3 protein-coding genes are annotated in these 7,521 nt (G+C 31.3%); 1 reads left to right on the top strand and 2 read right to left on the bottom strand.

What is annotated here, in order from left to right:
- Positions 1-413 precede the first annotated feature (413 nt).
- Complete coding sequence (locus ACFQ0S_RS00160; RefSeq protein WP_379755174.1) at positions 414-1,697, bottom strand: UDP-N-acetylmuramoyl-tripeptide--D-alanyl-D-alanine ligase; 1,284 nt, start codon at positions 1,695-1,697, stop codon at positions 414-416.
- A 65-nt stretch (positions 1,698-1,762) separates the two neighbouring features.
- The gene (gene gldJ / locus ACFQ0S_RS00155; protein WP_379755171.1) at positions 1,763-3,481 is read right to left on the bottom strand and encodes a gliding motility lipoprotein GldJ; all 1,719 of its coding nucleotides are present in this window, start codon (positions 3,479-3,481) and stop codon (positions 1,763-1,765) included.
- Positions 3,482-3,688: 207 nt separating this feature from the next.
- Between gldJ and porU the strand changes: the two genes are divergently transcribed.
- Positions 3,689-7,516: a type IX secretion system sortase PorU gene (porU, locus tag ACFQ0S_RS00150; protein ID WP_449267400.1), complete on the top strand. Its 3,828-nt coding sequence runs from the start codon at positions 3,689-3,691 to the stop codon at positions 7,514-7,516.
- Positions 7,517-7,521 lie beyond the last annotated feature (5 nt).

The following is a 7,521-nucleotide window of genomic DNA, read 5'->3' as shown; positions in this document are numbered from 1 at the left end:
TGACTTGGAAGGGAATTTGGTAAAATCAATTACTAGATATGAATTTTACAAAAATACCTTTTACGGTGTTTTCAAAGATTAAATGATATAATAAAAGCAGTCAGTCTGTTTTATGATGATTTGGATTAAAACAATTTAAAACAGCATTAAAAAAACAACAAATTTACCTAACAATAGAGTTTTAGTGAGTACAGATTTATGGATTGAAATTAAGGAAAAATTTAATAATAATTTTGTTAATCTCGATTTGTTAGAAATGATAAATGAGGATTCATAAGAGAAAAATTAAAGATTTTGAGCTTGAAAATGTTTCAAATATTTGATATTCAAATTATTGATTTTTTCAGAATTGGTCGGGGTTATAACCCCTCATCACCCGCAGAAAACTCCTTAAGAAATTATGGAGTTTTTTTTTATATCAATTCTAAAACTCTTTCTAAAGCCATTCCTCTAGAACCCTTTATCAGAATTATAGTATCCTGTAAATTAATGTGTTTAAAATCATTTGAAAAAGAATCAAAAGTATCATAAAAATGAAAATTGCTTTTCTCAATTTTAAGAGAATAAAAGTCCTTACCAATGAAATAACAAGTTATTTGAATTTCATTTAAAAGAGAGTTCACTACGGCCTTGTGTTCAAGACTACTTTCAGTACCAAGTTCAAACATATCACCTAAAATCACAATCTTGTTTTCTCTTTCCAACTGAATAAAGTTAGAAATTGCAACAGCCATACTACTTGGATTTGCATTATAAGCATCTAGAATTATCTCATTTGTATTTTTATAAATCAATTGAGATCTATTATTTTCTGGAATATAACTCTCAATTGCTGATTTGATAAGATTTTCGGGGACATTAAAATATTTTCCAATAGTAATTGCAGCATTAATATTATTGGCATTATATAAACCTATAAGGTGCGTTTGAATACTTATATTTGAAAAAGTGATTACTACAAATGGATTAGCCTTTATATCTAAAATAGTGACATCGGCTTCTGCTTTATTAAATCCAAAAGAAAAGGTTTTCAAATTTTTTGTTTTGTCAACCTGAATTGAATCATCTAGATTTATAAAAACGGTTTTATTATGCTGTAAAAGGTATGAATACATTTCACTTTTTCCTTTAATGACTCCTTCTATTCCACCAAAACCTTCTAAATGTGCTTTTCCAAAATTAGTGATGTAACCAAAATCAGGCTGAGCAATTTCACATAAAAAGGCAATCTCTTTTTGATGATTGGCTCCCATTTCAACAATTCCAATTTCTGTTTTACTATCAAATGAAAGTAATGTTAAAGGAACTCCGATATGATTATTTAAATTTCCAATGGTTGCTTTGGTATTGTATTTTTTAGAGAGAACACAATTAATCAATTCTTTGGTTGTTGTTTTACCATTACTTCCTGTTAAGGCCATTATAGGAAGTTTTAAATAATTACGATGAAATTTAGCTAGTTCTTGCAAAGTCGTTAAACTATCTTCAACTAATATTGTTCTTTCATTTATATAAAAATTCGGATTGTCGATTATCACATAAGCGGCATTTTTTTCTAAAGCTTCTTTTGCAAAAGTGTTAGCATCAAATCGATCTCCTTTTATGGCTACAAAAAGAGAATTAGGTGTAATCTTTCTTGTATCTATTGAAATGGAACTGCATTTCAAGAATAGATTATGAATGGATTCAATATTCATCAAAATAATTTTAAAAAAATAAAAGCCCTAATGAAAGGGCTTTTATACTATTTATATGTTAGCAATTAATTTCTTGCTCGTTTCTTTTTATCAGCCTTAGGACCAACTCTAGACATTGCGCATCTAAAACCAATGTAGTCAGTTGCCATATCTTGAGGAAAATATCTTCTTTGAGCTGGATCTAACCAATATGCTCTATCTCTCCAAGAACCTCCTTTGTATACTCTAACATCATCGTTTATAAGTGTAGTTCTCTTGTTAGATTTATCATATTTTCTAATCATTTTACCTAAACTATCAACAGTTACATTATGCTGAGGAGAATCGTACATTTTATGTTTATCCTTAGATTTAGCATCTTCTTCTTCAGACGAACCAAAATCAAAGTATCTAGTAGATTGTTTATCCCCATCTCTATAGTTTCTTTCATCACTTTTGTCAAAGTTTTGTCTCAAATAAGTTTCCTTTTCATCTACAGGTACTTGAGCTATTTGACCAGGGAAATTTCTTGCCATGATTCTACCGTTTGACAAAGTATCAAATTTTTGACTTTCACCTGTTACTAATTCTACTTTACCGTCGTCTCCGATTTTATTTTTGGTGTAAACATTACCTCTAAAATAATTGAAATCACTAGCTTCATCATCAACTATCGGTCTATAAACATCGGCAACCCATTCTGCTACGTTTCCAGCCATATCATACAACCCAAAATCATTAGGAGGATATGACTTTACAGTATTTGTAATATCTGCTCCATCGTCAGACCATCCAGCAATTCCGCCGTAATCTCCTTTTCCTTGTTTAAAGTTTGCCAATTGGTCACCTCTTACTTGTCTTTTGCCTGATCTTGTATAACTTCCAGACCAAGGGTATTTCTTTTGGCCTTTATAGATGTTATATTCTCTCTGTCCTACATCGGCAGCAGCAGCATATTCCCACTCAGCCTCTGTTGGCAATCTATACTCAGGAAGAATAAGTCCTGATGATCTTTGTGCATAAACATTTTTCGCAGCAGTTTCAGTTGAAGGATTATCCTTGGTACCTTTAGTTTTAACAGGTTTAGATTTTGAATTTCTTGGTCCTTTTAATACAATTTTCTCATCTCCTCCAAAAGCTTTGGTAGGAGCATTCAAATAAGTTTCTGTACTAAAAACAGCTTCAGCTTTCACATCAAGAACTTTTGCGTCTTTTTTTAAATAGCCTTGTGTTTCAAGAGTACTTTCGTTTACACGATCTGTTCTCCATTTACTAAACTCAACTGCTTGAATCCAATTTACTCCAACTACTGGGTAATTTGCATAGGCAGGATGTCTTAAATAATTATTAGTCATAGTTTCGTTATAACCCAATCGGTTTCTCCAAACTAGAGTATCGGGAGAAGCTCCCTCATATATGTTTTTATAATTTTCTTGTTCAGGCGGAAAAACTCTCTTTAACCAATCAAGATATTCCATGTACATAACGTTTGTAACTTCTGTTTCATCCATATAAAATGATTGAACGTGTTGTTGATTTGGAGAATTATTCCAATCATGCATTACATCGTCTTGTACTTTACCCATTGTAAAAGTTCCCCCTTCTACCATAACCAATCCAGGTCCGGTTGCTTGCTTTTTAAAATTAGAAGCAAATTGGAAACCTCCTTTTTTGTCGTTAATTTTCCAACCAGTAGCGGTTGAAGCGTTCTTCGTACTGGATTTCTTACTACAACTAGTAGCGAAACCTAAAACAATTACTAGAGATAGTAATAATTTAACAGTCATAATTTTGTTTACTTTCATACTTTTCGTAGGTAATAAATTTCGAGGCGCAATATATGAATTTCAAATTAAATTGCAACATCTTATTGTGAAATAATAATAAAAATGTATCGAGTTAAAAATTTACTTTCTCATACAACGCAAAAATAAAACAAATATTACAAAATTCATATTAAATAAATTATTTTTACACTTCGTAATATTTTAGCTTTTCTAGCGTTATTCATCATGATGAGAAAAATAATATCCCTTTCACTTATTTTATACTCTTTTGTTTGCTCAAGTCAACAAAATGGAGACATGACTATTAATTGGACCGAAAAAACTAAAGTTTCTTTTGGCAGTTATGAGTTAAATATTCCACAATTCAATCCTGATAATTTTGAATTTGACAGTTTTAAAAAACAACTTTTTTTTAAGATTAAACTCAATCAACCCTCTGAAATTGATGAAAACAATCTTCAAATTACAAATGTAGTTTATGAAAGTATTTCGGATGTTGAATTAGGTGATTTGAACCTTAAAGTAATCCCCAATAGCATTAATGCCTCAATCAAAAACCTCAAAGCTAGAAATAACTATTTTGCAATACTGACACTTTCGCCTATTATTAAAGACGCAAATGGGTTTAAAAAAGTCAAGTCATTTACTTATGGCACAAAAACAGCTAATTCTAATTCTAGAATAAAAAATAATATAAGAACTAATTTTAATGGCGTATCAAACTCAGTACTTTCAACTGGAGTATGGCATCGTTTTTATGTTATAAAATCAGGTGCTTATTATATCAACAAAAGTTTTTTAAAACAAATTGGTATAAGCACTGAAGGTATTGATCCAAAAAAAATTAAAATTTATGGAAATGGCGGTCGAATGATACCGCTTAAAAATAGTGATTATTATCCTGATGATTTAATAGAAAATGCTATACAAGTCGTAGGAGAAAGCGATGGTGTTTTCAACGACAACGATTATATTTTATTTTATGCAGAAGGAGTTGATAAATGGAATAATGAAAGCCAAACTACAAACAATTTATATGATAACAAATCCTATTATTACATAAATACGCAAGGATTGGACGGGAAAAGAGTTCCTAATACAATTCAACCCACCGAAAACAGGGACCTTGTTATAAATACTTTTGATGATTACCAATATTATGAAACTGATAAGGTAAATATAGTTAGACTTGGGAGAAGATGGTTAGGAGAACAATTTAGTATAGACAACGAACAAGATTTCGAGTTCAATATTCCAAATATAGTAACAACATCACCTGTTAGAATGTCAGTAATTGGCGCGGCGATATCTCCATCAAGCACCTCTTTCGAAGTAAAAGCGAACAATCAAATTGCTGGAACTATTTCTTTCTCTCAAATTGGAGGGTCTGCTGAAGCTGATTTATCAGATATAAATACAACAATATCTGCTTCAGAAAAAATTACTATTTCATTAAAATATGATAACAAAGGTGTGCCAGATTCTAAAGGCTATCTTGATTACATTTTTTTAAAATCAAATCGAAACTTGAAAGGCTATGGGAAACAGTTTCATTTTCAATACGATTTAGCCAGTTCGGCTCTTGGAATAGGAGAGTATCAAATAGCTGATGCTTCTACCATTCAACAAGTTTGGGATATTACCGATATTTATAATGTAACAAAAATTGAAAATTCTAATCAGACTTTATTTACTTTTAAAGCTAATCTTGGGGAAACCAGAAAATACTTGGCAGTAGATTTAAATGATTTATATACTCCATTAAAGGACTCACAAACTGCTGTTGCGAATCAAAATTTAAAAGGAACTATATTTAATGATGCTCAAGGTAAATTTCAAGATATTGATTATATTATAATTTGCCCAAGATTTTTAACAAATCAGGTAGAAAAACTAGCTAATTTCCATAGAAAATATTCCAATTTAAATGTTAAAGTAGTTAATTTAGAAACCATTTATCCCGAATTTTCCTCAGGAAAACAAGACATTGGTGCGATTAGAAATTTTATTAAATATGTTTATTTTAATGCTTCTTCCCCTGAAAAAAGAATACAATATCTAAATCTTTTTGGCGACGCATCCTATGATTTTAAGAATCGTGTTTCTATAAACGGTAACATTGTGCCTATATATCATGCGCTAAGTAGCTTTACAACAGGAGAATCATCATTTGCATCTGATGATTTTTTTGGGATGATGGATGAAAATGAAGGCAACATAGATATTTCAGAAGGCGGTTTAGATATTGCGGTAGGGCGAATGATTGCAAATACTACTTTACAAGCCGATGAGTTAGTGAATAAAGTTATTGAATACCATGACATTAAATCGTATGGAAATTGGAGAAATAATTTAGTAGTTGTATCTGATGATTCAGATAAAACGAGTGATAAAAGTTTACAATCAAGAATTAATAATATGGCTGACAAAATTGTCTCAGAAAAGCCGTTTTTTAATCTAAATAAAATATTGTTAGACTCATATGTTCAAGAAACGTCAGCTGGCGGATCTAGGTATCCTAAAGCACGTCAGGAACTATTTAATGCTTTTGAAAAAGGGGCATTGGTTTTTAATTATCTCGGACATGGTGGTGAAGACGGCCTTTCACAAGAACGAATTTGGGAAAAATCGGACGGCCAAAATTTAAGCAACCGCTATAAATATCCATTATTTATAACCATAACCTGCGATTTTTCGAGATTTGACAATCCTTTTAGACCAACAGCTGGAGAATATACCTATTGGAACCCTAAAGGCGGTGCCATATCAATGATTACCACAATTCGTGAAATTGGACAAACCACAGGAGAAAACTTTAATGATGTTTTGGCACGTTACCTCTTTTCTTATGGTTCAAATGAATATACTTCGATAGCAGAGTCACTTAGATTGGCTAAAAATAATTTTGGACCAAGAACAGACGTAGTTTTTTATCTAGGAGATCCAGCATTAAAACTAGATATTCCCCAGCCTAAAATAAATCTTACTAAGGTAAATGACTTGCCAATTTCAGGACCCGTTGATGATTTTAAATCATTAGCCTTTGTAAAACTTGCTGGAGAGGTTACAGATGAAAACAACAATCCATTGTCAAGTTACAATGGAGAATTATCAGTGCAGATTTTTGATAAAAACATCATTAGAACAACTCTTGATAATGACAATAATAGCCCTGCGATAAATTTTAATACATTAGGAGAAACTATTTTTAGAGGAAATGCTACGATTACAAACGGTCAATTCGAGTTTGGTTTTGTAGTACCAAGAGACATATCGATTCCAGTAAATAACGGCAGAATAAGTTTTTACGGAAAAAGAGACGAAATACTATTAGACAAAACTGGTTTTGATACTTCTATTAGAATTGGTGGTGTAAATCAAAATGCAGTCGCTGACAAGACAAACCCTACCGTTAGGTTGTTTATGAATGATCAAACTTTTATATCTGGAGGAATTACCAATGAATCTCCACTATTTTTAGCTTTTCTTGAAGATGAAAACGGTATAAATACAGCTAGTGGTATAGGTCACGATATTATTGCCATTTTAGATGGAGATGAAAATAACCCAATTAAACTGAACGATTATTACGAAACTGAATTAGACGATTACAAGAAAGGGAAGCTGAAATTTCCTTTTAGAAATCTGGCTAAAGGTTTGCATACTATAACTTTTAAGGCCTGGGATGTTTATAACAATCCTGTAACTTCAGAAATTCAGTTTATTGTTGTTGGAGATGAATCCATTACGCTAACAAATGTTTTAAATTATCCCAACCCGTTTGTAAATTATACCCAATTTTGGTTTACTCACAACCGCCCTTTCGAACCATTGGAAGTTCAGGTACAAATTATGACCATTACTGGAAAAATAGTATGGACAAAAAATCAAACAATAACTAGTGACGGGTTTCTTTCAAGAGAAATTACATGGGATGGTAAAGATGACTTTGGCGATAAAATCGGGAAAGGTACTTATGTCTATAAACTAACGGTAAAATCAACACTGACAAATTCTAAAACAGAAAAATTTGAAAAACTTGTCATACTTTAATTTAA

The sequence above is a fragment of the Flavobacterium myungsuense genome (assembly GCF_042677265.1).
Taxonomy (GTDB): domain Bacteria; phylum Bacteroidota; class Bacteroidia; order Flavobacteriales; family Flavobacteriaceae; genus Flavobacterium; species Flavobacterium myungsuense.
This window is presented reverse-complemented; position numbering and strand designations above follow the sequence as displayed.

What these genes read in the sequence shown, in the direction of transcription:
- porU (WP_449267400.1), top strand. Translation starts at nt 3,689, where the DNA reads ATGATGAGAAAAATAATATCCCTTTCACTTATTTTATACTCTTTTGTT.
- gldJ (WP_379755171.1), bottom strand. Translation starts at nt 3,481, where the DNA reads ATGAAAGTAAACAAAATTATGACTGTTAAATTATTACTATCTCTAGTA.
- ACFQ0S_RS00160 (WP_379755174.1), bottom strand. Translation starts at nt 1,697, where the DNA reads ATGAATATTGAATCCATTCATAATCTATTCTTGAAATGCAGTTCCATT.